Below are 25756 nucleotides of genomic sequence, written 5' to 3' on the forward strand. Positions count from 1 at the left end.
CGGTCGAGGGATGCCTCTCGAGTACGGCACACCCGTGCCCTTCGTGACCCTCAACGACGGCCAGCAGGTCCCCCAGGTCGGCCTCGGCGTGTTCCAGGTGCCGCCGGAGAAGACCGACGAGGTGGTCCTGGAGGCCCTCGGCGCCGGGTACCGGCACATCGACACCGCCGCCGGGTACCGCAACGAGGCCGGGGTCGGCGACGCGCTGCGCACCGCCCAGGACAGCCTCGGCCTGACCCACGAGGACGTCTTCGTCACCACCAAGCTCGCCAACGGCGACCGCGCCGGTGGCCGCGACGCCGCGCTGCGCGCCTTCGACGACTCCATGGCCAAGCTGCAGCTCGAGCGCCTGGACCTGTGGCTGATCCACTGGCCCGGCCAGGACCAGGCGAACTACGTCGAGGTCTGGAAGACCTTCGCCGAGCTCAAGGAGGCCGGCCGGATCCAGAGCATCGGCGTCTCCAACTTCTCCAAGACCCACCTGCGGGCGCTGTTCGACGAGACCGGCATCACCCCGGCCGTGAACCAGGTGGAGCTGCACCCGTGGCTGCAGCAGGAGGACCTGCGCGCCTTCCACGCCGAGCACGGCATCGCCACCGAGGCCTGGAGCCCCATCGGCCAGGGCAAGGGCGTGCTCGAGGACGAGACGATCGGCAAGATCGCCGCCGCCCACGGCAAGGAGCCCGCCCAGGTGGTGCTGCGCTGGCACGTCCAGCTCGGCAACATCGTCATCCCCAAGTCGGTGACGCCCTCGCGGATCCGCTCCAACATCGACCTCTTCGGCTTCGAGCTGTCCGAGGAGGACGTGGCCGCCATCGCCGGCCTGGAGCGCGGCGAGCGCCTCGGCCCGGACCCCGACGTCTTCGGCTGACGTCGTCGGCTGACCGGACCGCGGGCCCGCGGTGAGGCTCGAGAACGCCGTCTGGGACGCGCGCGACCCGCGCGTCCTGGGCGGCTTCTGGGCCGCGGCCCTGGGCGCGGAGGTCATCACCGACGAGCCCGACCTGCTCGAGGCGCGCCTGGTGCTCGACGAGGGCACCGGCGCGTTCCTCGACCTCTGCTTCCCCCGCGTCGAGCACCCCTCAACCGCCCCGCCCCGGCTCCACCTCGACCTGCGCGGCGGCGGGGAGCGGGTCGACGAGCGGTCGCCGGTGGTGCAGCGCCTGCTCGCGCTGGGCGCCCGGCGCGCCGACGTCGGCCAGGGGGACGGCGTGCCCTGGACCGTGCTGGCCGACCCCGAGCGCGACGCCGCCTTCTGGGCCGCCGTCACCGGGTGGCAGCGCGCCGGCGACGTCGGCGGGTCGCCGGCCCTGCGCCACCCCGACGGCGTCGGGCCGCTGCTCGCGCTGTGCCCGGAGGTGGGTCCCAAGCCGGCCGGACCGGCGGGCAAGAACCGCCTGCACCTCGACGTGCGCCGCGAGGCCACCGACCCCGGGGAGGACGACGGCGACGGCGAGCGCGGTGTCATCGAGCGCGGCGTCGTGGAGCGGCTGCGGGCGCTCGGCGCCACGCCCCTGTCGGCGCCGGGAGAGCTGCCCTGGCTGGTGTTCGCCGACCCGTCCGGCAACGAGCTCTGCGTGCTCGCCCCCGCCCGTCCCTGACCCGTACCTGACCCGCCCGCCCCTCCCACCGCGTCCCCCCTCGACCGTCGGGGTGGGGGGCGCGGGGTCAGTGCGCGGCGGACTTGGCGCGGCGCTTCGGGACGAGGTGCATGACCACGACGAGCACCGCGCCGACCACCGCGCCGACGACGGCGGAGAAGGCGGTGTTCACCAGCCAGCCCAGGACCCCGCCGAGGGCTCCGGTCGCGTCGTGCACGGCCTCCTCCACGTGGTGGACCAGGCCGTAGGGGCCGTGCCAGCCCAGCTCGTCGGTGCCCACCAGCAGGATGTGCCCGCCCACCCACAGCATCGCGACCACGCCGACGGTGGCCAGCGTGGAGAGCACCACCGGCATCGCCTTGACCAGCCCGCGGCCGAAGGCGGCCACGCCGGAGGAGCTGCGCCGGGAGAGCGCCAGGCCGATGTCGTCCATCTTGACGATCAGCGCGACGGCGCCGTAGACGACCGCGGTGATGACCACGGCGACGACGGCGAGGATCACCGCGCGCGCCCACACCGTCTCCGCTGCCACCTCGTTGAGCGCGATCACCATGATCTCCGCGGACAGGATGAGGTCGGTGCGCACCGCCGAGGAGACGATGCCCTTCTCCCGCTCCGCCGGGTCCTGCTCGGCCGTGCCGGCCCCGTCCGCCGAGGCCCCGTCCGCCGCGGCCTCGCCCGACCCGGCAGCCCCGTGGCCGCCCCCGTGGCCTGAGATCTTCTCCCACACCTTCTCCGCGCCCTCGTAGGCGAGGTAGGCGCCGCCGAGCATGAGGATCGGCGTGAGCAGCCACGGCAGGAAGGCGCTCAGCAGCAGCGCCAGCGGCAGGATGAAGACCAGCTTGTTGCGGATGGAGCCCTTGGCGATGCGCCAGATGATCGACAGCTCGCGCTTCGGCTCGATGCCCTGCACGTAGCGGGGCGTCACCGCGGCGTCGTCGACCACCACGCCGGCGGCCTTGGCGCTGGCGCGTCCCGTCGCGGCGGCGACGTCGTCGAGGGAGGCCGCCGACATCCGCACCAGCGCGGCGACGTCGTCCAGCAGGGCGAACAGCCCGGCGCTCACGGCCGCACCCCCGCCGGCAGGGGACGGGCCGCGGGCGCAGGGGCGGGGAGGCGGTGCACGGCCGCGAGCCTAGGGCTGGGAGTCCCCTGATCGCAGGCTGCGGCGGTGGAGGTCGCGGACCCGGTCGGCCAGGTGCGGTGCGGGCCCGTCGACCACCGCGCCCGGCAGCACCGCGCTGACCGGCAGCGGCGCGACCGGCGCGGGGGCGCCCCCAGCTCGCGCTGCCAGCGGCTGAGCTGGTCGGCGGTGGTGGCGACCACGATGCGTCCCAGCCCGGCCCACCCGTGCGCCGCCGAGCACATCGGGCAGTGCTCCCCGGAGACTCTCAAGCGCGCTGCTCGGCGGGCAGGTGCGCACCGGCCCACTGCGCCAGCGACAGCTCGGGGTGCCGCGTGCCGTCACCGGCCCCGACGCGGTTGCGGTCCTCGAAGAGCACCTGCCCGTCGGCTTCGGCCAGCAGCGACCCGAAGGGCTCGTCGCCGGCGTCGACGGCCTCCTCGGCCAGGTCGACGCAGCGGGTCAGGTGCGCGAGGTCGCGCTCGTCCAGCGGCACGCCGGCGAGCCTGCCAGCGCCGCCCTCCGCCGGCCACAGGGCGGCCACAGGGCGGCCGGAGGGCGGCCCGCCCCCGTCCACCACACTGCTCGCTGCGAGGGCGCCGGCCGGGGCCCGCTCGACGGGAGGCAGCCCTGGACGCCGACGACCACAGCCCTGACCGCCGTCCGCTGGTGGCGGTGGTGACCACCGGCGGGACCATCGCCAGCACCACCGGCGCCGACGGGGTCAGCCGGCCGACGCTGTCCGGCGCCGGGGTGCTGGGAGACGCCGCCGAGCGCGCCGGGGTCCGGGCGCGGGTGCTGGAGGCGCTGCGGGTCGACTCCGCCACCACCACGCTCGCCCAGGCCGAGCAGGTGCGCGCCGCCGTCGCGGCGGCCCTGGCCGACCCCGCGGTGGCCGGCGCGGTGGTCGTGCACGGCACCGACTCCCTGGAGGAGACCGGGTACCTGCTCGACCTCCACCACGACGACGAGCGCCCCGTGGTCCTCACCGGCTCCCAGCGCACCGCCGACGCCCCGGCCTCCGACGCCCCCGCCAACCTCCTCGCCGCGCTCACCGCCGCAGCCAACCCCGCCCGCCGGAGGGCCGGCGTGCTCGTCGCCTTCGGCGGCGCCCTGCTCCCGGTGGCCGGGACCACCAAGCGCCACACCACCGACCTCGCCGCCTTCGCGCCGGCCGCCGCGCCGCTGCCGCGCCCGGGACCGCTAGCCCGGACGCTGGCGCCGGCGCCGCCGGAGGTGCCCTGGCCGCGGGTCGACGTCGTCGCCGTCGTCCCGGGGGACGACGGCGCCCTGCTCGGCGCCGCCCTCGACCTGGGCGCCCGCGGCGTCGTGCTGCAGGCGCTGGGCTCGGGCAACGCCACCGCGGCCGTGGTCGCCGCGGTGCGCCGCGCCACCGCGGCGGGGGTGCCGGTGCTGCTGACCACCCGCGTGCCCGACGGCCCGGTGGTGCCCTCCTACGGCGACGGCGGGGGCGGCGCCGACCTCGTCGCCGCGGGCGCGCTGGCCACCGGGCTGCTGCGCGCCGGGCAGGCGCGGGTGCTGCTCGCGGTGCTGCTGCGCGGCGCGGCTGCCGTCGGCGAGCGGGGTGGGGCGGCCGGCGCCGCGGAGGTGCTGGCGCTCGTGGCCGAGCAGGTGCGGGCGCGCAGCGGCGCGTCCGGCGGCTGAGGGAGCCGCCGTCGCGCCGGCGCGGTGCCTGGTGCCGCGCCGGGCACCTGCGCCACGATGCCCGGCGCAGCGCCCCCCATCCGAGGAGCACCCGTGTCCCAGCAGCCCGCCCACTAAGGCTACGGCAGCGCCCCCGTGCAGCGGCCCACCGAGACGATGGCGATCCTGGCGCTCGTCTTCGCCTTCGTCTTCCCGGTCCTCGGCATCGTCTTCGGCGTCATCGGCCGCAGGAACGTCGACAGGTTCGGCACTGGCGGCCGCGGTCTGGCCACCGCAGGGATGTGGATCGGCATCGCCTTCACCGTGCTCGGGGCGCTCTACGTCGCCTTCCTGGCCGTGGTGATCATCGCAGCGGCCACGTCGGGCAGCACCGCCCCCTGACCCGGACGCGGCGCGGGCCTCTGGCCGCCCACCACCCAGGCAGGACCTGCCGGAACCCTGGCGGGACCTGTCGGAACCGTGGCGGGACCTGTCGGTATCGCCCCAGGGTTGCGACACCTCGCGCCAGGGTTGCGACACTTCGCGCCAGGGTTGCGACACTTCGCGCCAGGGTTGCGACACCTCGCGCCGAGCCCGTGCGTCCTCGGCCCGCGCCCAACCCAGCACGGCTCGGCCGGCGCGAGGGCCGAACGTGGGAACTCCGCAGGCGCTGGCGCAGCCGGGCTGGAGTCCTGGGCCCAGGAGCCGATGGAGGGGAGCGGGCCCGACGGACGCGGGCCTGCGAGCACCACCGGAAGGACCGTGATGGGGTTCCTCGTCCGCCGTGCCTGCCCGGGCCCGGCGCGCCACCCGCGACGCTCCTGCGCCGCACCCCGCGGCAGCGGGCGGTGCCGGTGAGCGCCGAGGCGGTGCCCCTGCGCGTCGTCCCCGCCCCGCCCGCCCCGCCGGCGCCGTCGGCGGTGGACGAGGAGCGCGTGCTGCGCTCCCTGCTCGACGCCGGGCTGGCCACCTCCGACGCCCTGCTCGTGGTCGAGGTGCCGACCGGCACCGCGCGCGGCGGGCGCCGCCCGCGCCCGCAGGCGTCCGCCGCGCTGGAGGACGCCCGGGTGCTGTGGGCCAACCGCGCGGCCCACGACGTGCTGCGCGCCGGCGCCGGGGAGCTGCTCGGGCGGCCCCTGGTGCGCCTGCTGGCGCCGCCGGGCCCCGACGGGTCCCACCCGCACGTCCTGCGCCGCGGCAGGCCCGGCCGCTCCCACGCCGAGCTGCTCACCGCCGACGGCGCGCTGGTGCCCGTGCTCCTGCAGGCGCTGCCCTCGGCCGCCGCCCGCACCTGGACCCTCCTCCTGGCCCCCGTCGGCACCCCCGCCGAGCGCGCCGCCCAGGAGCGCGCCGGGGCGCAGGAGCGGCGCTTCGCGGCCCTGGTGGAGCACAGCCCCGTGCCGACGATGATCTCCGAGGCGGGTCTGCGCCTGGCCCACGTCAACGACGCCTTCTGCGAGCTGCTGGGCGAGCCGCAGTCCGCGCTGCTCGGCACCGCGTGGGTGCAGCGGGTGGTCGGCGAGGACCTGCCGGCGGTGCTGGAGTGCGTCGAGCAGGCACTGGACGGCGTCCCCGCGTCGGCGGAGGTGCGCCTGCAGCGCAGCGACGGCCAGCCGCGCTGGGTGCGGCTGCGGCTGTCACCGACCTCCAGCCCGGGGCACGGCGCGGGCTTCGTGGGGACCGCGGAGGACTTCACCGAGCGCCGCGCCTTCGAGGAGCAGCTGGCCCACCAGGCCCGCCACGACGCGCTCACCGGGCTGCCCAACCGCACGCACCTGGTGGAGGTGATGGCGCGGCGCCTGGCCCGCGGCGCCGAGGCGCCCCCGCAGCCCACCGCCGCGGCCGGCGCCCCCTCGCCGATGACCTGCGTCTTCCTCGACCTGGACAACTTCAAGGTCATCAACGACAGCCTCGGCCACGACGCCGGCGACCGCATGCTCGTGGCCGTCGCCGAGCGGCTGCGCCAGGTGGTCCGCGCCGGCGACGTGGTCGCGCGCTGGGGCGGTGACGAGTTCGTGGTGGTCTGCGACGGGGTCCCCGACGACCCGACCGCCCTGGCGCTGGGCGAGCAGCTGCTCGGCCGGCTCCGCGAGGGCGTCGAGCTGGACGGCGTGCGCCTCGACGTGGCCGCCAGCGTGGGCGTCACCCGCGCCAGCGACCGCCACGCCAGCCCCGACGACGTGCTGGCCGACTGCGACATCGCCATGTACCGCGCCAAGCGCGCCGGCCGCGACCGGGTGGCCCTGTGCGACGAGGCGGCCCGCCAGCACGCCCACGAGGCCCTCGTGCTCACCCTGGAGCTGCGCGAGGCGCTCGCCGCCGGGCAGCTGCAGGTGGCCTACCAGCCGGTGCTCGACGCCGGTGACGTCGGCTCCGCCGACGGCGGCCAGGGCGGCGGTGCGGGCTCGTGCCGCACGCTGCCCGCCGTGGAGGCGCTCGTGCGCTGGCACCACCCGCAGCGCGGGCCGGTGCCGCCGGACCTGCTCGTGGCGACCGCGGAGGCCAACGGCCTGATCGACGCCGTCGGGCTGTTCGTGCTGCGCGAGGCCTGCCGGCAGGTCCTGCGCTGGGACGCCGAGCTGGGCGACCTGGCGCCGCGGGCGGTCAACGTCAACCTCTCCGCGATCCAGCTGTGCTCCCCCCAGATCGTCGACGACGTCGCCCGCGTCCTCGCCGAGACCGGCCTGCCCGCCGAGCGCCTGTGCCTGGAGGTCACCGAGACCGCCCTCGTGCAGGACAGCGCGGCCGCCCGCGGCCGCCTCGTCCGGCTGCGGGGGATGGGCGTGCGGATCGCCCTGGACGACTTCGGCACCGGCTACTCCTCCCTGGCGCTCCTGCGCCAGCTGCCGCTGGACTCCCTCAAGGTGGACCGGTCCTTCGTCGTCGAGCTGGGGCAGGGCCACCCGCAGGTCGCCTCGGCCGTCATCGGGCTGGCGCGCAGCCTGGGGCTCGTGGCGGTGGCCGAGGGCGTGGAGACCCCCGAGCAGGCCGAGGCGCTGCGGGCCCTGGGTGCCCAGCAGCTGCAGGGGTGGCTGTACGCCCGGGCCATGGCCCCGGCCGACCTGACGGCCTGGCGCCGCGGCTGAGCCGCCCGCGGGCCGCCGCCACGGCGAGCCCGGACGGGTGCGTGAGGATGCGGGGGTGACCGTCCTCGACGTCGACGCCCTGCGCGCCCGCTTCCCCTCCCTCGACCCGGCCGGTCCCGGCGGCGGGTGGGCCCTCTTCGACGCGCCCGGCGGCACGCAGACCCCGCGCGAGGTCGGCGAGGCGGTCGCCGCGGTGCTGACGGGACCGCTGTCCAACCGCGGAGCGGCCTCCCCGTCGCAGCAGCGCGCCGAGCAGGTGGTGGGCGGGTTCCGCGCCGCCGCGGCGGACCTGCTCGACGCCGACCCCCGCGGCGTCGTCCACGGCCGCTCTGCCACCGCCCTGACGTACGACTTCTCCCGGGCGCTGTCGCGCACCTGGCGGCCCGGGGAGGAGGTGGTGCTGAGCCGGCTCGACCACGACGCCAACGTCCGCCCGTGGGTGCAGGCCGCCGAGCGCGCCGGTGCGGTGGTGCGCTGGCTGGACCTCGACGCCGCGACCGGCGAGCTGGTCCTGGAGGGACCGGACGGCCTCGAGGGGCTGCTGTCCGAGCGGACCCGGCTGGTCGCCGTCACCGGCGCCTCCAACCTCCTGGGCACCCGCCCGCCGCTGCACCGCATCGCCGACGCGGCGCACGCCGTCGGTGCGCTGGTCTGGGTCGACGGCGTGCACGCCACCGCGCACGGCCTGCCGTCCCTGCGGACCAGCGGCGCGGACTTCTGGGTGTGCTCGCCGTACAAGTTCCTCGGCCCGCACTGCGGCGTGCTCGCCGCCGACCCCGCCCTGCTCGAGGGCCTGCACCCCGACAAGCTGGTGCCCTCCACCGACGCGGTGCCGGAGCGCTTCGAGCTGGGCACCCTGCCCTACGAGCAGCTGGCCGGGGTCACCGCCGCCGTGGACGTGCTCGCCGGGCTCGCGCCGGCGTCGTCCTCGGCGTCGTCCTCCGCGGCGCAGCCGGGGAGCCGGCGCGAGCGGCTGGCCGCCTCGGCCGCCGCCGCGGAGGCGCACGAGGACCGGCTGCGGCACCGCATCGAGGGGGGCCTGGCCGAGCTGGCCGCGCGCGGCGCCGTCGTCGTGCACTCCCGCGCCGCCGACCGCACGCCCACGCTGTACTTCTCCACCCCCGGGCGCGACGCCGCGCAGGTGTCAGCGGCGCTGGCCGAGCGGCGGGTGCTCGCGCCGGCGGGGTGGTTCTACGCCGAGGAGCCCTACCGGGCGCTGCAGCGCGCCGGGGCGCTGGACGGTCCTGGCATCCGGGTGGGCACCGCGCCGTACACCAGCGACGACGACGTCGACAGGCTGCTGGAGGCCCTGCGCTCGGCCCTGTGACCCCACCCCCTCCGTGATCATGGGGGATCGGCCACCGGGACGTGGCCGACCGCCCATGATCACGGTCGGACGGGGCGCGGACGGGGCCGGGGCCAGGGCGGCGCAGGCGGGGTGCCGACTAGCGTGGGCGGCGTGCCGCGCCACGGTGAGCCGCTGCGGCGGCTCGGCTTCCTCACCATCGGGACCTTCGCCGAGGACGACCCCGGCCCGGGCCACGCCGACGTGCTCGCCGCCATCGAGCTGGGCGAGCGCCTGGGCCTGGACTCGGCCTGGCTGCGCCACCGCCACCTGCAGCCCGGCATCTCCTCACCGGTCGCGGTGCTCGCCGCCGCCACGCAGCGCACCACCCGCATCGAGCTGGGGACGGCGGTGACCCCGCTGGGCTGGGAGAACCCGCTGCGCGTCGCGGAGGACTGGGCCACCCTCGACGTCCTGTCCGGCGGCAGGTTCCACCCCGGCTTCTCCACCGGGACCCCGATGCGCTTCGACGACGTGCGCGCGGCGCTCTACCCCGACACCGCCGACGTCGAGGACTTCTCCCACCGCCGCGGCGAGCGCCTGCTGGCGCTGCTGCGCGGCGAGCCCGCTGGCACCCGCGCCACCCAGGGGGTGGAGGTGTTCTCCGAGCGGGTGCAGCCGCACGCCCCCGGCCTGGCCGGCCGCACGTGGTGCGGCGTCGGCAGCACCGGCTCGGCGCGGTGGGCGGGGGAGCAGGGGGTCAACCTCCTGCTGTCCTCGGTGGTGAGGGCCGAGGACGGCGTCGGCCAGCGCCCGGGCCGCTCCCCGCAGGAGGACCACGCGTGGGACTTCGGTGCGGTCCAGGCCGCGCACGTGGCCGCCTACCGGGACGGCTGGGGCGGGCGGGAGGGGCGCGGGAGGGTCTCCCAGGGCCTGGTGGTCCTGCCCACCGACTCCGCCACCCCCGCGCAGGTGGAGCGCTACCGGGCCTACGCCGCCTCCCGGCAGGCCCGCACGGCCAGGCCGCAGGGCCCGGGCCGCCTGCTGTTCGCGGGCGACCTCGTGGGCAGCTCCGCGGAGATCGCCGAGCGGCTGTGGGAGCACGAAGGCTTCCGCGCGGTGGACGAGGCGGTCTTCGCCCTGCCGTTCACCCTCGACGCGCCGGACCAGGAGCAGGTCCTCACCGACATCGCCGGCTCCCTGGGGCCCGCGCTGGGGTGGTCGCCGTCGCGACGGGCGTGATCCACACCACCGGCTGAGCGGTCGCCGGGAGGCGGGGCGTGCGGCACAGTCGGGGGGTGACTCGCGACGGTGCGACGACGCCCCCGGCTGCCCTCCCGCCCGTGCACGGTGCCCGCGCGGAGTACGCCGACGTGCTTCAGCTGCTCGGCCGCAACGGCCTGGAGGCGGCGCTCACCCACGACGGCGACGAGCTGCGCGCCATCGAGGTGCTGCTCGACGACGGGCAGGCGCTGGTCATCACCGAGGTCGACGGGTGCCTGGCCCCGCGCCGCGCCGAGCACCGCAGCTGGGGGGTGAGCCTGTACCCGGCGGGCGCCGAGCGCGGGGAGCCCGTCGCGTGGGACGGGGTCCCCGACGACGGCAGCCCCGAGGCGCTGGTGCTGCTGGTCAGCGGCGTGCTCCTGGACACCATGCGCGGCCCCACCCCGCCGGCCTGAGGTCCGGCGGGGCGGGGGCGCTGCGAGCGCCGACCCGGGTGACCGGGTCAGCGCGCCGGGGTCAGCGGGGCAGGTGGGCCAGGCGCACGGCGCCGGTGCGCTCGGCCAGCCCGAGGAGCACGGCGGCGGTGGCGCGGGCCTCCGCGCCGGCCTGGTGCAGGGAGAAGCGCGGCAGCGCCAGGGCGGCGGCCACGTCGGGCAGCGCCCAGCTGGTGAGGTCCAGCGCCCGGCGGGCCACCGCCTCGGTGCAGTGCCACTCCCACGCCGGCGCCGCGAGCCCGCCCACCTCGCAGGCGCGGGCCAGGTGCGCGGCGTCGGCGGCGGCGCCGTGGGCCACGACGGGCAGGTCGCCCACGAAGGCGCTGACCGTCTCGAACAGCTCGCCGAAGCTCTGGGCGTGGTAGAGGTCGCCCAGCTGCAGGCGGTTGACCACCATGTGCCGGTAGTCGGCCTCGCCCAGCTCCGGAGCGGGGTGGCACAGCGCCTCGTACTCGTCGACCACGGCACCGCCGCGGACGACGGCCAGGCCGACGGCGCACACGGAGCCGGTGCGGCCGTTCCACGTCTCGACGTCGAGGGCGACGAAGTCGAAGCCTGACAGGTCGCGCCGCTGGCGCGGGAGGACAGCAGCGCGCAGGGCCTGGGTGGTGCTGGTCATGGTCGTCCTCTCGGAACGGTCTGGGACGAAGGACGGATCGGGGCCGGCCGAGCAGCGGTTGAGCGAGCGTCATCCGCCGACGCCCGTTCGCAGCACGGGTCCGCCCCGAGCGGCGCAACCGCGGCGCGGCGGGCGCACCGCCGCTGGCAGGATCGGCCGGTGCTGCTCGCCGAGGTGGTGGCCGCCTCAGCGGCCGTGGCCGCGACCCGCTCCCGCTCGGCCAAGGCCCAGCGGGTCGCCGCGGCGCTGCGCGCCGCCTCCGCCGCCGAGGTGCCCGTGGTCGCCGCCTGGCTGGCCGGCGAGCCGCGCCAGCGCCGCCTCGGCGTCGGCTGGCGCACCCTGGCCGGCCTGGGCGCCGGTCCCGCGGCGCAGGAGCCCTCGCTGGAGGTGCTCGCCGTCGACGGCGCCCTGGAGCGCCTGGCCGCCACCGCGGGTCCCGGCGCGGCGGGCCGTCGGGAGGCCGAGCTGGAGGCGCTGCTCGCCGCGGCCACCGAGGCCGAGCGCTCCTTCCTGGGGCGGCTCATCACCGGCGAGCTGCGCCAGGGCGCGCTGGAGGGCGTGGTGCTCGACGCCGTGGTCGCCGCCTCGGGCGCCCCCGCAGCGCTGGTGCGCCGTGCGGCGATGCTGTCGGGGAGCCTGCCCGCCACGGCCGAGGCGGCCCTGGGGGCCGCCTCGGGGGGAGCCGGGGCCGACGGCGCGGCCCGGGCCCTCGCGGCCGTGCGCCTGGAGGTCGGCCGGCCGGTGCACCCGATGCTGGCCAGCCCGGGCGGCACCGTGGCCGACGCGCTGGCGGCCCTCGGCCCCGACGTCGTCGTGGAGCCCAAGCTGGACGGCGCCCGCATCCAGGTGCACCTCGACAGGGCGGCGCCCTCGCCCGTGCGGGTGTGGACGCGCACGCTGCGGGAGGTCACCGACGGGCTGCCGGAGGTCGCCGAGCGGGTGCTGGCGCTGCCGTGCGAGCGCGCCGTGCTCGACGGGGAGACCCTGGCGCTGGACGACGACGGCCGCCCGCGCCGCTTCCAGGACACCATGAGCCGCTTCGGCAGCGCCGACGCCACGGCCACCGAGGTGCTGCTCACCCCGTTCTTCTTCGACCTGCTCCACCTCGACGGCCGCGACCTGCTCGACGAGCCGCTCGAGGCCCGGCTGGAGGCGCTCGACGGCCTGCTCGCGGCGCCCGAGCACGCCCCGCTGCGCATGCCGGGGGCGCGCCGCCCGGACTCGGCGGCCGCGGCCGCGGCGCTGGCCGGTGCGCTGGAGGCCGGGCACGAGGGCGTCGTGGTCAAGGACCTCGCGGCGCCCTACGCCGCGGGCCGGCGCGGGAAGGCGTGGCAGAAGGTCAAGCCGGTGCACACCCTCGACCTCGTGGTGCTGGCCGCGGAGTGGGGCTACGGGCGTCGCACGGGGACGCTCTCCAACATCCACCTCGGCGCGCGCGACCCCGGGGGCGGGCCGCCGGTGATGGTCGGCAAGACCTTCAAGGGCATGACCGACGAGCTGCTGGCCTGGCAGACGGCGACCTTCCCCGCGCTGGCCACCGACCGGCCCCGCTGGGGCGTGGTGCTGCGCCCCGAGCTGGTGGTGGAGGTCGCCCTCGACGGGGCCCAGCGCAGCAGCCGCTACCCCGGTGGGGTGGCGCTGCGCTTCGCCCGGGTGGTGCGCTACCGCCCCGACAAGGGCGCCGACCAGGCCGACGACGTCGAGGCCGTGCGCGCGCTGCTGTAGCGCCGGCGGTGCAGCAGCGGAGCGTCAGCCGGCCGGGTCGGCGGCCGGGGCCGCCGGGTCCGCGCCGGTGGAGCCGGAGTCCCCGCCCTCGGGCGCGGCGGCGGCGTCCGAGCCCGACGCCGGGGCCGCGGGGGCCTCGCCCGCGCCGGTCTGCGGGGCCCGGGCAGCGGTCCCCGCGGAGCCGGCGGAGGCCGCGGCGTCCGCGGTGGCGGGCTCGGCGGGGGCCTTCGCCGGCGACGGCGCGCTGGCGGCGCCGCTGCGACCGGTCACCGCGGCCTCGGCCGCCTCGCCGAGCTGGGCGGCGGCCTCGCGGGCCGCGGACGTCGTCTCCTGCGCGCTGGCGACGGCGGACTCGGCGTTGGCCTGCGCCTGCTGGGCCGCGGAGAGCTGCTGCTCCGCGCTGGCGCGGGCCTGCTCCGCGGCGGTGGCGGCGGTGCGCGCCGCGGTGAGGTCCGCCGCCTGGCTGCTCGCGCCGAGCAGGTAGCCCACCAGGCCCGTGAGCACGAGGGCGGCCACCACGAGCAGCCAGGTCAGCACCGGCGGGCGCTGGCGCCCCGGGGCCTCCTCGAGCTCCTTGAGGTCCCTGGAGGGCTGCACCGCCAGCCGGGCGGGAGCGCGCTGCGGCAGCTCGTGGGGGAGCCGGTCCTCCTCGTCCCACCCGCGCCCGTCGAGGGAGGTCCCGCCCGAGCTGCGGTAGTCGTAGGAGTCGTAGGAGTCGTAGGAGCCGTAGGAGAGGTGGGCGTCGTCGCCGGTGTCGCTGTCGTCGCCGTCGTAGCCGTCGTAGGAGTCGTAGGAGTCGTAGCCGTCGTGGGGCGCGCGGTCCCGGCGGTCCGCCGGCCGGCCCGCGCGCAGGTCGCGGCGGCGGGGCAGGGCCTCGGCCACCTCCTGCGCTGCAGCGGCCGTCGGGGTGCCGCGCAGGCCGAGCTCCTCCCAGGACGGGAAGCGCGGGGAGGGCACGCGGCCGTGCGGGGGCCGCGCCTCCTCGACCAGGGCCGTCAGGTCGATCGCCCGCTCGCGTGCCACGTGGTCCTCCTGCTCGTCCCGGACGGCTGAGTCCGTGGCTCCGACGGTAGGTCGTGCTCGGGCGCCGCCTGCGCCGACACGCCGACCGGCGGCCGCCGGCGCCCAGCGGCGCCCACCGGCAGGCGCCCACCGGCAGCCGTGCGCGGGCAGGTCGTGCGGGTCGCGGGGCTCAAGCCGCGGGCCGCGCGGCCCGATCTCCTCCTGGTGACACCTCCCGGTCCGCGCGCGCTCGCCAGGGCCCTGCCGCTGGCGGGGGTCGCCGGCAGCGCGGCGGCCGTGGCAGCGGTCTGCCTGCTCGCCCGCTGGGCCGTGGTGGAGGGCGCGGGGCTGCACGTGCCCGTGCTCGCCGCCGCCGCCAGCGGTGCCCTGCTGGGGGCCATGGCGGCACCGGCGGTGCGCCTGCCGCTGGAGCGGCGCGACGCCGAGGGGCGCGGGGCGCTCATCGTGCTGGTCGGCATGGTGCTCGCCGGCTCGGTCGTGACCGTGCTCGGCTTCGCGCCGCTGGCCGCGGCGACGTCGGCCGGGTGCGCCGCGCACGCGGTGCAGGTCAGGCCGACCCGCCGGCAGCTGTGGTCGACCTGCGCCATGGTCGTCGCCACCTCGGCGGCGGCCTGGGGCGCGCACGCGGCCGGCTGGGTCGACGGCCTGGTCACGCCCTCGCGCAGCGCGGTGCTCATGGTGGCCATGCTCGCGATCATGTGCCCGCAGGTGCTCAACGCCGCGAGCATCTCCCGGCGCGCGCAGGAGGCGGCCTCGGCGCTGGAGCGGGTGCGCAGCAGCCACGTGGCCCAGCTCGAGCACGCGGCCGCGCACGACGCCCTGACCGGGCTGCTCAGCCGGCGCGGCCTGGCGCCGCGGCTGGAGCGCGCCGCGGCCGCGGCCCGCCCGGGGGCGCTGACCGGCGTCGTCTTCATCGACCTGGACGGGTTCAAGGCCGTCAACGACGCGCACGGGCACGCCGCGGGTGACGCCCTGCTCCAGGAGGTGGCCGCACGGCTCCTGCGGGTGCTGCGGCCCACCGACGCCGCCGCCCGCACGGGCGGGGACGAGTTCGTCGTCGTCATGGAGGACCTGGCGCGCGCCGGTCAGGTGGACCTCGTCGTCGAGAGGGTGCGCGCGGAGCTCGAGCGCCCGGTCCTGCTGCCCGACGGCTCGCGGGTCGTGGTCGGAGCCAGCACCGGCGTGGCGGTCGCCGACGCGCCCCAGCCCGCCGAGGCGCTGCTGGCGGGCGCCGACGCGGCGATGTACGCGACCAAGCAGCACCGCTCCGCCCGGGCGGCCGGCGCCGCCGCGCGCACCTGGTCCCCGGCGCACCGATGAGTCCTCGCCACGCCCGCGGTCCAGGGGGGCGTGGGACTGCTGCGCTACTGGATGAACACCTCGCTGGACGGCTTCACCGCCGACGCCGAGGGCCGCTTCGACTGGACCGAGCCCGACGCTGAACTGCACCGCTTCTTCAACGAGCAGGAGAGCCAGGTCGGCACGCACCTGTACGGCCGGCGCCTGTACGAGGCGATGAGCTGCTGGGAGACCGCGCTGGAGCTCCCCGGCAGGCCCGAGGTCGAGCACGAGTACGCCCGGATCTGGCAGGCCTCGGACAAGGTGGTCGTCTCCCGCACGCTCACGCGGGTCAGCACGGCGCGCACCGAGCTCGTCCGATCCCTCGACCCCGCCGACGTCGTGCGGCGCAAGGAGGCGTCCGAGGCCGACCTCAGCGTCGGCGGCCCGGCGCTGGGGGCCGCGGCGCTGCGGGCGGGGCTGGTCGACGAGGTGGGGCTCGTGGTGCACCCGGTCGTCGTGGGGGGCGGCACGCCCTTCCTGCCCGCGGACCTCCGGCTCGACCTGGCGCTCTTGGAGGAGCGCCGCCTGTCCGGTGGGGTGGTGCACCTGCGCTACCGGGTGGCGGGGGCGCCGCAGCGCTGACGGGCTGACGGGCTGACCGCACCGGCCCAGGCGCTGGCGGCGGCGACCAGGTGGTCCGGGCGCCCCAGCGCTCAACCCGGGGGTGCGGGGCGTCGATGGGGACGCGTGCTCCTCCTGCGCTGGTACCTCGCCGTGGCGGCCCTGGCCGCCGTCGCGTACTACGCCGCGCCCGAGGGACTGGTCCGTGACGCCGTGTACGCCGTCTGCGGGCTGCTCGGCGTGGTGGGCATCGCCTGGGGGGTGCTGCGCCACCGCCCGCAGGAGCGCGCCGCGTGGTGGCTGCTGGCCGCCGGGCAGCTGCTCTTCACCGCCGCGGACACCGTCTTCGCCTACTACGACCACGTGCTGCACACCTCGCCGTTCCCCAGCGCGGCCGACGTGCTGTACCTGCTGGCCTACCCGGTCCTGGCGCTGAGCCTGTGGCGCCTGGTGCGGCTGGCGCCGAGCGGCCTGGACCGGGCCGGGCTGCTCGACAGCGCGGTCCTCACCGTGGCCCTCACCCTCGTCTCGTGGGTGGCGCTGGCGCACCCGCTGCTCGCCTCCGACGAGCCGCTCGTCTCCCGGCTGGTCTCGGCGGCCTACCCGCTCGCCGACATCCTGCTGCTCGCCCTGCTCGTGCTGCTCGTCATGGCACCGGGGGCGCGCACCGCCTCCTTCCGGCTGCTGTGCGCCTCCACCGTGCTGCTGCTCGTGGCCGACACCCTCTACGCCGCGCTCACCGCGACCGGGGACTTCACCGACGGCGACGTGACCAGCGGTGCGTGGATCGCCTCCTACGCCCTGGCCGGGGCCGCGGCGCTGCACCCGTCGGTGCGCGAGCTCTCCTCGCGCTCAGCCCGCGGCGCGGACGGTGCGATCGCCGCGGGCGGGACCGGCAGCCCGCTGACCCGGCGCCGGCTCGCCCTCCTCGCCGGCGCGGTCGCCCTGGCGCCGCTGACCATGGCCGTGGAGCACCTGCTCGGCCTGCCGCTGGACGTGTGGGCGCTGGTGCTCTCCTCCCTGGTCCTCTTCGGCCTCGTGGTGGCCCGCCTGGCCACGGTCGTCCGCCAGGTCGAGCGCTCCTCGCGCCAGCGCGACGCCCTGCGCGGCGACCTCGCGCACGCCGCGGCCCACGACCGCTGACGCAGCTGGCCAACCGCAGCCGCATCCTGGAGGACATCGGCGCGGCGCTGCACCGCGCCGTGCGCGCCAGCAGCCGCACCGGTCTGCTCTTCATCGACCTCGACCACTTCAAGGCCGTCAACGACGGCCACGGCCACGCCGTCGGCGACGAGGTGCTGCGCCAGGTCGCCGAGCGGCTGCGCGCGGAGCTGCGCGCCGGTGACGGCGTGGGCCGCCTGGGCGGCGACGAGTTCGTCGTCCTGGTCGAGCAGCTCACCTCCGAGGCCGCCCTGGTCGAGCTGGCCGAGCGCACGGCCGCCTCCCTCGCCCGGCCCTTCACCACCTCGGCCGGGGAGGTGGTGCTCGGCGCGAGCATCGGCGTCGTCGTCGAGGGCGACGGCGCCACCGACGCCTCCGCCCTGCTCAACGACGCCGACAGCGCCGCCTACCGGGCCAAGGCCTCCGGGCGCGGGCGCGTGGAGGTCTTCGACGACGACCTGCGCGCCGAGCTGGCCCAGGCGGCCCAGGTCGAGGCCGACCTGCGCGAGGCGCTCGCGGCCGACCAGCTGGTGCTGCACTACCAGCCCGTGGTGGCCGCGGCCGACGGGCGCGTGCTGGGCTACGAGGCCCTGCTGCGCTGGCAGCGTCCCGGCCACGGCCTGCTCGGGCCCGACGCCTTCATCCCCGTCGCCGAGCGCACCTCGCTGGTGTGCGACCTGGACCGCTGGGTGCTGGGCACCGCCACGCGGCAGCTGGCCAGCTGGGTGGCCGACGGGTCGGCCGAGGCCTCGACCACCGTGGCGGTCAACATCTCCGGGCGCCACCTGGTCGACCCCTCCCTCGTGGACGACGTCGAGGCCGCCCTGGCGGCCTCGGGCCTGCCCGCCAGCTCGCTGGTGCTGGAGCTCACCGAGACCGTCCTCGTCAGCCGGCCCCTGGCCGGTTCGCAGCTGGACCGGCTGCGGGCGCTGGGCGTGGGCGTGAGCATCGACGACTTCGGCACCGGCTACACCTCCATCAGCCAGCTGCAGGACCTCAAAGCCGACACCCTCAAGATCGACAAGAGCCTGGTCTGGGCGGAGTCCGCGGGCGCCGCCGAGCTGGTGCGGCTGGTGGTGCACGCCGCGCACGCCTTCGGGATGGTGGTGGTCGCCGAGGGCGTCGAGGACGAGGCCCAGCTCGCGCGCCTGCGGGAGGCCGGGTGCGACGAGGTGCAGGGCTACCTGCTCGGGCGCCCCGGCCCGCGCCCCAGCGCCCCGGCCCCGGCCCCGGCTCCCCGGTCCTCCCGTGGGTGAGGCCGCCCCGGTGCCCCCCGAGCCCGGCAGCTCCTCGAACGAGCGGGCCAGGACCCGCCTGAAGACGACGACGACGGGCTGGCTGTTCGTCGCGGGCGGCGCGGCCGGCGCCCTGACCACGGCCGACCGGTGGGGAGCCCTCGGCGCCGCCACCACCGCCCTGCTCGTGCTGACCGCCGTCGCCGTCGCCGTCGGCGTGCTGCTGATGGTGCGCGGCGACCGCACGCCGGCCCCGGGCTTCCACGTCGTGGTCGCCGCCGGCTCGGTGCTGGTCGGGGCGGCGGTGGTGCTGAGCGCCGGGGACACCGCCGCGATGGGGGTCGCCGCCGTCTTCGGCCTGTGCGGCATCGGGCTGCTGCACTTCTTCGAGGGGCGCCCGGCGGTGCTGCACGGGGCCTTCCAGGTGCTCGCCCTGGCCGTCAGCCTCAGCTGGCGCGGCGTCCACCCCGGGGTGGTCGCCGCGCAGGTGCTGGTCCAGGTGTGCCTGGTCGTCGTCGTCGGGCGGCTGGTGCTGCGCGCGGCCGACAGCGTCAGGGACAGCCTCACCGGGCTGCCCAACCGCCGCGGCTTCGACGAGCTGCTCGACGAGGTGACCGCCCTGGCGCGGCGCGAGCAGGTCACCGCGTCGCTGGCCCTGCTCGACGTCGACCACTTCAAGGCCGTGAACGACAGCGGCGGGCACGCCGCCGGCGACGCCCTGCTCTCGCGCCTGGCCGGTGCGTGGGCGGCGGCGCTGCCGCCCGGGCACCACCTCAGCCGCCAGGGCGGCGACGAGTTCGCGCTGCTCGCGCCCGGGAGCACCGCGGCCGAGCTGGAGGCGCTGTGCGCGCGGCTGCGCGAGCTCACCGCCCCCGTCGGGGTCTCCGCGGGCGTGGCGGAGCTGGGGGAGGGCGAGGGCGGGGCGTCGCTGGTGCGGCGCGCCGACACCGCGCTGTACGCCGCCAAGGCCGCCGGGCGCGGGTGCACGCGGACCGCCGACCCGGGCGGCGAGGCGCTCAGCGCCGAGCTGGCCGCCGCCATCGCCGACGGCGCCGTCGCCGTCGTCCTGCAGCCGGTGGTGCGCCCGGCCACCGGGGAGCTGGTGGCCGTGGAGGCGCTCGCGCGCTGGCGGCACCCCGAGCGCGGCGCCGTGCCGCCCTCGGTCTTCGTCCCGCTCGCCGAGCAGACCGGCCAGGTGCACGCCCTCGGCCAGCTGGTGCTCACCCACGCCTGCCAGGACGCCGCGACGCTGAGCGCCGAGCTGGGCCGCGAGGTGCTGCTGACCGTGAACACCTCCGGGCACCAGCTCACCGAGCCGGGCTTCGTCGACTCCCTCGCCGGGGTGCTCCTGCGCACCGGGTGGCGGGCCGACCAGCTGGTGCTGGAGGTCACCGAGAGCACCGTGGAGATCGCCTCGACGACGGCGCTGGAGGCGCTCGCGCAGGTGCGCGAGCTGGGGGTGGCGGTGGCCATCGACGACTTCGGCACCGGCTACTCGGCCTTCAGCCACCTGGACACGCTGCCCGCGGACTACCTCAAGCTCGACGCCGCGTTCACGGCCGGGGTCACTACGAGCACGCGCCGCGCCGCCATGCTCGTGGCGCTGCTGGACCTGTGCGACCAGCTGGGCATCACCGTCATCGCCGAGGGCGTGGAGGCCCAGGAGCACGCCCACCTGCTCACCCTGCTCGGCTGCCCGCTGGCCCAGGGCTACCACTACGCCCGGCCGGCGCCGGTCCACGAGCTGGTGCGCCTGGTGCGCGAGGGCGGGCTGGGCCCCGCGCCGGCGCGGGAGTCCGGAGCGCAGGGCAACCTCGGGGCACCCTCGGGCGTCTAGAGGAGGGGCCACCACCGCGGTGGCGCACGAGGAGGCCCGGTGGTTCCCGCAGCGGCGACGGCGTCCGACGGCTCCCCGCCGTCAGCGCCCGCCTTCGACGACCTGTTCGCCCAGCGGTGGGGAGCCACCGTGAGGCTCGCGCTCCTGCTCGTCGACGACGAGGCCAGTGCCGAGGACGTCGCCGCGGAGGCCTTCACCGGCCTGCTGCGCCGCTGGGAGCACCTCGCCGACCCGGCCAGGGCGCAGGCGTACCTGCAGCGCGCGGTGGTCAACGGAGCCCGGTCGGTGCTGCGCCGGCGCCGCACCGCGCGGGCGTGGACCCCTCCGCACGCCGCGCCGGGCCCCTCCGCGGAGGAGCTCGCGATCATCGGCGACGAGCACCGGGAGGTGCTGCTCGCGGTGGCGGCCCTGCCGCAGCGCCAGCGCGAGGTGGTGGTGCTGCGCTACTGGTGCCACCTCGACGAGGCCGCCACCGCGGAGGCCATGGGCACCACCCGCGGCACCGTGAAGTCCACCGCCCACAAGGCCATGGCTGCGTTGCACCGCCAGCTGGGCGGCCCCTCGACGTCCTCAGGAGAGCAGCGATGACCCCCCTCGACACCTCCGACGAGCAGGAGCTGGCGCGCCGGGTCGGTGCGGCGCTCGCGGCGCGGGCGCAGCTGAGCGGCGTGGACGCCTCGCAGGTGCGGGACGGCCTGGCCCGCGTGCGCGCCGCGGCGGCGGGCGCCGCCGGGGTGGCTGACGGCGACGGCGCTGCGGCGCCGGCGGTCGAGCTGGAGCTCGACGAGGTCGACGAGCTGGCGGTCCGTCGCCGGGCGCGGCTGCTGGTGGCGGCGGTGGCCTCGGCGGCGGCAGCAGCGGTCGTCCTGGCGCTCGCGCTCGGGCTCGCCGACCGCGGTGGCGGTGCGCCGGCGCCAGCGGCGACCGCGCAGCCCTCGCCGTCGTCGTCCTCAGCGGTGCCGGGAGAGGAGTGGGCCGGGTTCGCGGGGCTGGCCCACGAGCAGTGGCCGTCCGACCTCGAGGGCGTGGGCCCCCTCGGAGACGACGTCGTGGCCGGGTCGGTGCGCCTGCTGGTCCAGCTGGGCGAGGTGAGGTACTGGGCGGGCTGGACGGCCGACCGCAGGCTCTGCTGGGCGGTCGTCGGGCCCGGCGCCGACGCCGGTGGCTGCGAGCTCGAGACGGGGCCGCCGCAGGTGACGGAGGTCTCCGACGGGTCGGTCGCCCCGCGGGTGTGGCTGGTCCCGCAGGACGCTCCGGCGGCGAAGACCGACCCGCTCACCGCGGACGGGCTCGTGGAGTGGACACCGGGGGTCTGGGCGGAGGCCAGTGCGCTGACGCCGCCCCTGAGCCGGTACGCGCCCTTCCGCGCCGCACCGACCGCCGCTGACGAGGTCCCCGCCAGCAGCGCGATCGTCGTGAGGGACCCGATCGTGCCCGGCTCGCTGCGCTTCCTCCACCGGGGCGAGGAGGGCACCTACTACGCGGCGTACCTGCCGCTGGGCAAGCTGTGCCTCTTCGTCGACGCGCCCGAGGGAGGTATGAGCGCGAGCACCTGCCAGACGCCCGAGCAGCTGGCGGGACAGGGCTTCTCCGGCCTCACCCGCAAGGAGGACACCGAGGCCACCGCCTGGCTCGTGCCGGACGACGCCGACACCTCCGGCTGGCCGGCGCTCGGGCGCGAGCAGCTGACCGGGAACCTGTGGTTCGAGAGCACGCCCCTCCCGCCGTACACGCCGGAGCCGGTGAGGTCCCTGACGCCGGAGGAGGAGCAGGCGCTGCGCGAGCAGCAGGAGCAGCTGGCGCGCCAGGGCGCGCTCAGCGGACCGATCACGCCCGACGTCCTCGGGCTCAGCCAGGCGGAGGCGACCCAGCGCCTGGAGTCCTCCGGCATCACGGTCGGCGAGGTCTCCGTGGTGGTGGCGGGGTCCGCTCCCTCGGGGATGGTGCTCAGGGTGACGCCGTCTGCGGGCACCCCGGTGCCGCAGGGGACCGCCGTGTCGCTCGTGGTCGCTGGGTGAGTGCGCCGCCGCGGCGCCGGCCGGCCGGCTGGCCGGCGGGTCAGACCGGGGGAGCGGGGTCGTACTGGACGTCGCGGCGCACCTGGCGGGCCCGCTCGGTGCCCGCGAGGCGCGCCACCAGGTGCAGCGCCATGTCGATGCCCGCGGAGACGCCCGCGGACGTGATGACGTCGCCGTCGTCCACGAACCGGTCCTGCGGCCTGACGTCGGTGCTCGGGTCGAGCCGGCGCAGGTGGTCCAGGGACTCCCAGTGGGTGGTGGCCGGGCGCCCGGCCAGCAGGCCCGCGGCGGCGTAGACGAGGGAGCCGGTGCAGACGCTGGTCATCAGCGGGACCGACGGGCGCTGCGCGCGCACCCAGTCCAGGTGCGCCTGGTCCTGCAGCTGCGCCCGCGTGCCCCGGCCGCCGGGGTGCAGCAGCACCTCCAGCGGCGGGGCGTCGGCGAAGGAGGAGTGGGCACCCATGACCAGCCCGTTGGCCCCCGTCACGGGACCGCCGTCGCGGGAGAGGCAGAGCACCGCCCAGCCGTCCCCGGGGTGCTGGCGCGCCCAGGGAGGCGAGCACCTCGTAGGGGCCGACGGCGTCGAGCTCCTCCACGCCGTCGAACAGGACGATGCCGATGTGGCGCGGGCCGGTCGGGGTGCTCACGGGTCCAGGCTCTCGCGTCCGCGCGCCGGTGAGGGCCTGAGGAGGGGGTGCAGCGACCCGCGGGCGTGCTCGGAGGCCTTGGTGAGGCCCGGACATGTGGAGAACCCGCGCTGCCTCGGCTCGTCATCAGTGACGAGCACCTGCTGCCGCACGCCGGCGAACGGCTCGAAGGCGGCCTCCCGGAGCGAGCTGCCCACGCCCTGGCGCTGGTGGTCGGGGTGCACGAGCAGGTCCTGCAGGGAGGCAGTGCTGACGCCGTCGGAGACCACGCGTGCCGCCCCGACCAGCTGCTGCCCGCGGTGGGTGACGACGACGTGCGCCGATCCGGCGATCGCGGCATGCAGCGCCTCCGGCTGGTCGGCGTCGGCGCTCCACTCCACGTGGCGGCAGAGCCCCACGAGCGCGGGCAGCCCCGCCGCGCTGCTCGGCACGAGCGCCTTGACCACGGCGGCGGAGGCGTCGGCGGACTCCCTGTCCGGCACCGGGGAAGGCTGGGCGCGAGGCGCCGGCTGGGTCCGCAGTCCCGCGCGTGGTGGTGGGACCGCGGCTCACTCCAGCAGCGCGGCGAGGTCGGGCAGGACGGGGGTGGCGTGCCGGTGGTAGACCCGGCCGGTCGGGGAGGTCCAGGTGAAGGAACCCGGGGAGGGCTGCACCAGGTCCCAGCCCCCGTGGGTCTTGGCGGTGTGCCAGCGCTGGCAGATGCACCCCAGGTTGCCCGCCTCGGTCAGCCCCCCGCGCGCCCGGGTGGGCGTCGGGGCGCCCCAGGCGGTGGTGTGGTCCAGCTGGGTGGCCCCGCCGCGGGCGGGGTGGTGGCACACCGGGGAGATGCACCCTGCGTCGCGGGCGCGCACGTGGGCGGCCAGCAGCACCGAGGGGCGGTAGGAGACCTCGGTGCGGTGCGCCGGGTCGTCTGGGGCGCCTGGGCCTGGGGCGGCGTGCTGGTCCAGGAGCACCTGCAGGTGCTGGGCGGTGGTGCGGTGCTGGGTGTGGGGGGCGGGCAGGGTCCAGCGGGAGCGGTGCAGCAGCACTCCGGTGCTGGGGTCGGTGAGCAGGCGGCGCCAGCGGGCGGTGGTGATGGCGGCGCGGGTGATGTGGGGGGCGAGGCGGCCGATGCCGGGGACGTGGCCGAAGGGGCCGTGCCCGGCCAGCGGGCGTGCAGCAGCACGGGCAGCACGGGCAGCGCGCCGTCGGCCGCTGGCTCCTGGGGTGGTGGAGGTCGTCGAGGTGGTGGGCTCGGGTGGTGGTGGCCCGCCGGCGCGGGCGCGTCGTGGGGCAGGCAGCGGCGGGCCCGGTGGTGGCGAGGCCGGTGGTGGCGAGGTGTGCGGGTGTGGTGGTGGCGGTGGTGGCGGTGGCGGACAGCCGCCGTCCATGGGTCCGCCTTCGGTGCCGCCTCCTGGTCCCTCTTCGGGGTCGTCCGGTCCGTCGTCCGGTCCGTCTTCCGGATCCTCGTCCGGGTCCTCGTCCGGTCCGTCTTCCGGATCCTCGTCGGGGTCGTCGTTGAGGTGGTCGTCGTCGACGAGGTCGTCGGCCAGCACCACGATGTGGATCTCAGACAGGCGGGCGCGGTGCTCAGGGGTGGGTACACGCACCGGCTTGCGGGTGTCCGGAGCCACCCCGCTCACCGGCCCACTCGGCCCACCCGGCCCACCCGCCGCACACGCCCCCGCACCGGCACCCTCAGCGGCGGCCTCGTCGGCGTCGTCGGCGTCCGTGTCGGTCGCATCGTCGGTGTCGGTGTCGGCGTCGGTGTCGGTGTCCTCGGCGTGGGCGGTGGCACCGTCGGGGACGGGCTGGCCCAGTGCCTCAGCGATGACCTGCGGGGTGGGTGAGAGGTCCCCGACCACCAAGCTGACCAGCACGTCGGCGCGCAGCTGGCCCCGGTTGCGCTTGTCCGGCTCCTCACCACCTCCGCCGGTGTCGGTTTTGGCGCCGGTGTCGGTGTCGGTGTCGGTGCCGGTGCCGGTGCGGGGGTCGGTGTCGGGGTGGGTGTCGGTGTCGTAGGTGTCCCCGTCCTGGGCGTTCGCGGCGATCTGGTTGATCACCTGCCACACCCGGGTGGCGTCGGCGGTCTCCAGGTCAGCCACCACCCGGGTGCACCCCGCCAACGGGGAACGGCGCAGCACCACATCCCGCTCCCCGATGCCCGCGGCCATCGCCCGCGCGGCGTACCCCGGGTCCGCGGCCAGCGCCTCCTCCTCCAACCGCGCCGCCAACCGGGCCCGGCTCAGCGTCGCCGCGGCCGCCACGGCCTTGGCCTCCACCGTGCGGCGGGCCTGCTCCCCGGCGGCCCCGGGAGGTAGGCGGCGGCACACGCTGGCCAGCTCGCGCAGCTGGGCGGGGGTCATCGACCCGGTCAGCAGGCACTCCTCAGCGGCGGGCAGTTCCTCCAGCTGGCGGGCCAGGCCCACCAGCTCGGTGGCGGTCCTACCCGCGATGCGCAGCACCGGGGCCAGCTCATCTGAGGCCGGGCGGCGGGAGTCCCTGGCCGCTGCGCGGGTGGGGTTCTGGGCCAGCACGGCGGCGTCCAGCCCGGCGATGAGGTTCAGGTGCAGCGCGTACAGGTAAGCCTCGCAGCGGGCGCTGGCGGCGACGGCCTCAGTCCACTCCCTGCCGGACAGGCCCAGCCCCGGCGCCACCGGCACCGCTGGTCCCGCTGGCCCCGCTGACCCGGCGGGTCCTGCTGGCTGTGTTGGCCTGGAAGGGGTGACGGCGGTCAGCAGCGCGTCCAGGGCGGCCAGCTGGCTGGCGCTGGGTGCCTGGGCGATCAGGGCGGCGATGGCAGGGCGCACGCGGCGCCTCTCAGCGATGGAGCCGGTCAGCGGGTCATCGGTCAGCGCGCGGGTCCACCAGGCGGTGCTGAAGCGCACCGCACCGCCATCGCATCCACCGTCGTCCTCAGCGGCCTCGACATCGCCGTCGACATCGCCGTCGACATCGCCGTCGGCGTCACGGTCGACACCGCAGTCGAGGTCGAAGGGGTCCTCGCCGTCCCAGCCGGCGGGCAGGTCGGCGTCATCGCCGACCGCCCACTCCGGGGGCGCGCTGGAGGTCATGGCTCACACGCTAGAGGCCGCCACCGACAGCCCGTGGGCGTCGTCGTCGCAGGTCAGGAGCCTGTTCGCGGTGTCGCGG

At 77.3% G+C, this 25756-nt stretch carries 21 protein-coding genes and 2 pseudogenes; 16 read left to right on the forward strand and 7 right to left on the reverse strand.

The annotated features are described in order from the left end of the window. Nucleotides 1–10: 10 nt before the first annotated feature. Together ACUN9U_RS09205 and ACUN9U_RS09210 are read left to right on the forward strand one after the other, a co-directional pair. A complete protein-coding gene (locus ACUN9U_RS09205; RefSeq protein ID WP_445484652.1) occupies nt 11–871 on the forward strand; it encodes an aldo/keto reductase in 861 nt (286 codons plus the stop codon). Nucleotides 872–902: 31 nt separating this feature from the next. Then, nucleotides 903–1601 (forward strand): VOC family protein, encoded by a 699-nt coding sequence (locus ACUN9U_RS09210; RefSeq protein WP_445484653.1) that lies wholly within the window; start codon nt 903–905, stop codon nt 1599–1601. 67 nt (nt 1602–1668) lie between these two features. Here ACUN9U_RS09210 and ACUN9U_RS09215 read toward each other — a convergent pair whose 3' ends face one another. Further along, the gene (locus tag ACUN9U_RS09215; protein ID WP_445484654.1) at nt 1669–2667 is read right to left on the reverse strand and encodes a DUF808 domain-containing protein; all 999 of its coding nucleotides are present in this window, start codon (nt 2665–2667) and stop codon (nt 1669–1671) included. A gap of 69 nt (nt 2668–2736) precedes the next feature. After that, nucleotides 2737–3220: pseudogene (locus ACUN9U_RS09220) on the reverse strand (nucleoside deaminase). Nucleotides 3221–3393: 173 nt separating this feature from the next. Here ACUN9U_RS09220 and ACUN9U_RS09225 point away from each other — a divergent pair. The 6 genes from ACUN9U_RS09225 (at nt 3394) to ACUN9U_RS09250 (ending at nt 10418) form a co-directional block, all read left to right on the forward strand. Continuing rightward, nucleotides 3394–4389, forward strand: coding sequence for an asparaginase domain-containing protein (locus ACUN9U_RS09225; RefSeq protein ID WP_445484655.1), 996 nt, complete (start codon nt 3394–3396; stop codon nt 4387–4389). A 135-nt stretch (nt 4390–4524) separates the two neighbouring features. Further along, nucleotides 4525–4770, forward strand: a complete 246-nt coding sequence (locus tag ACUN9U_RS09230) for a DUF4190 domain-containing protein (protein ID WP_445484656.1) — start codon at nt 4525–4527, stop codon at nt 4768–4770. Between the two features lie 452 nt (nt 4771–5222). Beyond that, nucleotides 5223–7454, forward strand: a complete 2232-nt coding sequence (locus ACUN9U_RS09235; RefSeq protein ID WP_445484657.1) for a putative bifunctional diguanylate cyclase/phosphodiesterase — start codon at nt 5223–5225, stop codon at nt 7452–7454. A 55-nt stretch (nt 7455–7509) separates the two neighbouring features. Then, nucleotides 7510–8781, forward strand: a complete 1272-nt coding sequence (locus ACUN9U_RS09240) for a cysteine desulfurase-like protein (protein WP_445484658.1) — start codon at nt 7510–7512, stop codon at nt 8779–8781. 132 nt (nt 8782–8913) lie between these two features. Continuing rightward, on the forward strand, nt 8914–9981 hold the full coding sequence (locus ACUN9U_RS09245) for an LLM class flavin-dependent oxidoreductase (protein ID WP_445484659.1): 1068 nt from the start codon (nt 8914–8916) through the stop codon (nt 9979–9981). Nucleotides 9982–10082: 101 nt separating this feature from the next. Next, nucleotides 10083–10418 (forward strand): hypothetical protein, encoded by a 336-nt coding sequence (locus ACUN9U_RS09250; protein WP_445484660.1) that lies wholly within the window; start codon nt 10083–10085, stop codon nt 10416–10418. 61 nt (nt 10419–10479) lie between these two features. Here ACUN9U_RS09250 and ACUN9U_RS09255 read toward each other — a convergent pair whose 3' ends face one another. Continuing rightward, on the reverse strand, nt 10480–11076 hold the full coding sequence (locus ACUN9U_RS09255; protein WP_445484661.1) for a 3'-5' exonuclease: 597 nt from the start codon (nt 11074–11076) through the stop codon (nt 10480–10482). Between the two features lie 159 nt (nt 11077–11235). Here ACUN9U_RS09255 and ACUN9U_RS09260 point away from each other — a divergent pair, with 159 nt between their 5' ends. Next, the gene (locus ACUN9U_RS09260) at nt 11236–12801 is read left to right on the forward strand and encodes an ATP-dependent DNA ligase (protein ID WP_445484662.1); all 1566 of its coding nucleotides are present in this window, start codon (nt 11236–11238) and stop codon (nt 12799–12801) included. 24 nt (nt 12802–12825) lie between these two features. Here ACUN9U_RS09260 and ACUN9U_RS09265 read toward each other — a convergent pair whose 3' ends face one another. After that, nucleotides 12826–13824 (reverse strand): hypothetical protein, encoded by a 999-nt coding sequence (locus ACUN9U_RS09265; protein ID WP_445484663.1) that lies wholly within the window; start codon nt 13822–13824, stop codon nt 12826–12828. A 204-nt stretch (nt 13825–14028) separates the two neighbouring features. Here ACUN9U_RS09265 and ACUN9U_RS09270 point away from each other — a divergent pair, with 204 nt between their 5' ends. The 7 genes from ACUN9U_RS09270 to ACUN9U_RS09300 all read left to right on the forward strand — a co-directional run bounded on the left by ACUN9U_RS09270 (nt 14029) and on the right by ACUN9U_RS09300 (nt 21977). Beyond that, nucleotides 14029–15144, forward strand: coding sequence for a diguanylate cyclase domain-containing protein (locus tag ACUN9U_RS09270; protein WP_445484664.1), 1116 nt, complete (start codon nt 14029–14031; stop codon nt 15142–15144). A gap of 30 nt (nt 15145–15174) precedes the next feature. Continuing rightward, the gene (locus ACUN9U_RS09275; RefSeq protein ID WP_445484665.1) at nt 15175–15747 is read left to right on the forward strand and encodes a dihydrofolate reductase family protein; all 573 of its coding nucleotides are present in this window, start codon (nt 15175–15177) and stop codon (nt 15745–15747) included. 105 nt (nt 15748–15852) lie between these two features. Beyond that, the gene (locus ACUN9U_RS09280; RefSeq protein ID WP_445484666.1) at nt 15853–16869 is read left to right on the forward strand and encodes a hypothetical protein; all 1017 of its coding nucleotides are present in this window, start codon (nt 15853–15855) and stop codon (nt 16867–16869) included. A gap of 47 nt (nt 16870–16916) precedes the next feature. Further along, nucleotides 16917–18143 (forward strand): putative bifunctional diguanylate cyclase/phosphodiesterase, encoded by a 1227-nt coding sequence (locus tag ACUN9U_RS09285; protein ID WP_445484767.1) that lies wholly within the window; start codon nt 16917–16919, stop codon nt 18141–18143. Then, nucleotides 18136–19959 (forward strand): putative bifunctional diguanylate cyclase/phosphodiesterase, encoded by a 1824-nt coding sequence (locus ACUN9U_RS09290; RefSeq protein WP_445484667.1) that lies wholly within the window; start codon nt 18136–18138, stop codon nt 19957–19959. The genes ACUN9U_RS09285 and ACUN9U_RS09290 overlap by 8 nt, the downstream gene beginning before the upstream one ends. Before the next feature lie 39 nt (nt 19960–19998). Continuing rightward, complete coding sequence (locus ACUN9U_RS09295; RefSeq protein WP_445484668.1) at nt 19999–20547, forward strand: sigma-70 family RNA polymerase sigma factor; 549 nt, start codon at nt 19999–20001, stop codon at nt 20545–20547. Beyond that, nucleotides 20544–21977, forward strand: coding sequence for a PASTA domain-containing protein (locus ACUN9U_RS09300; RefSeq protein WP_445484669.1), 1434 nt, complete (start codon nt 20544–20546; stop codon nt 21975–21977). The genes ACUN9U_RS09295 and ACUN9U_RS09300 overlap by 4 nt, the downstream gene beginning before the upstream one ends. Before the next feature lie 40 nt (nt 21978–22017). Here ACUN9U_RS09300 and ACUN9U_RS09305 read toward each other — a convergent pair. The 3 genes and pseudogenes from ACUN9U_RS09305 to ACUN9U_RS09315 form a co-directional block, all read right to left on the reverse strand. Next, nucleotides 22018–22624 (reverse strand): annotated as a pseudogene (locus ACUN9U_RS09305) (DJ-1/PfpI family protein). Continuing rightward, nucleotides 22621–23106, reverse strand: a complete 486-nt coding sequence (locus ACUN9U_RS09310) for a GNAT family N-acetyltransferase (protein ID WP_445484670.1) — start codon at nt 23104–23106, stop codon at nt 22621–22623. The pseudogene ACUN9U_RS09305 and the gene ACUN9U_RS09310 overlap by 4 nt, the downstream one beginning before the upstream one ends. Nucleotides 23107–23172: 66 nt before the next feature. Continuing rightward, nucleotides 23173–25677, reverse strand: coding sequence for a hypothetical protein (locus tag ACUN9U_RS09315; RefSeq protein WP_445484671.1), 2505 nt, complete (start codon nt 25675–25677; stop codon nt 23173–23175). Between the last annotated feature and the right edge of the window lie 79 nt (nt 25678–25756).

The sequence above is a fragment of the Quadrisphaera sp. KR29 genome (genome assembly GCF_052644995.1).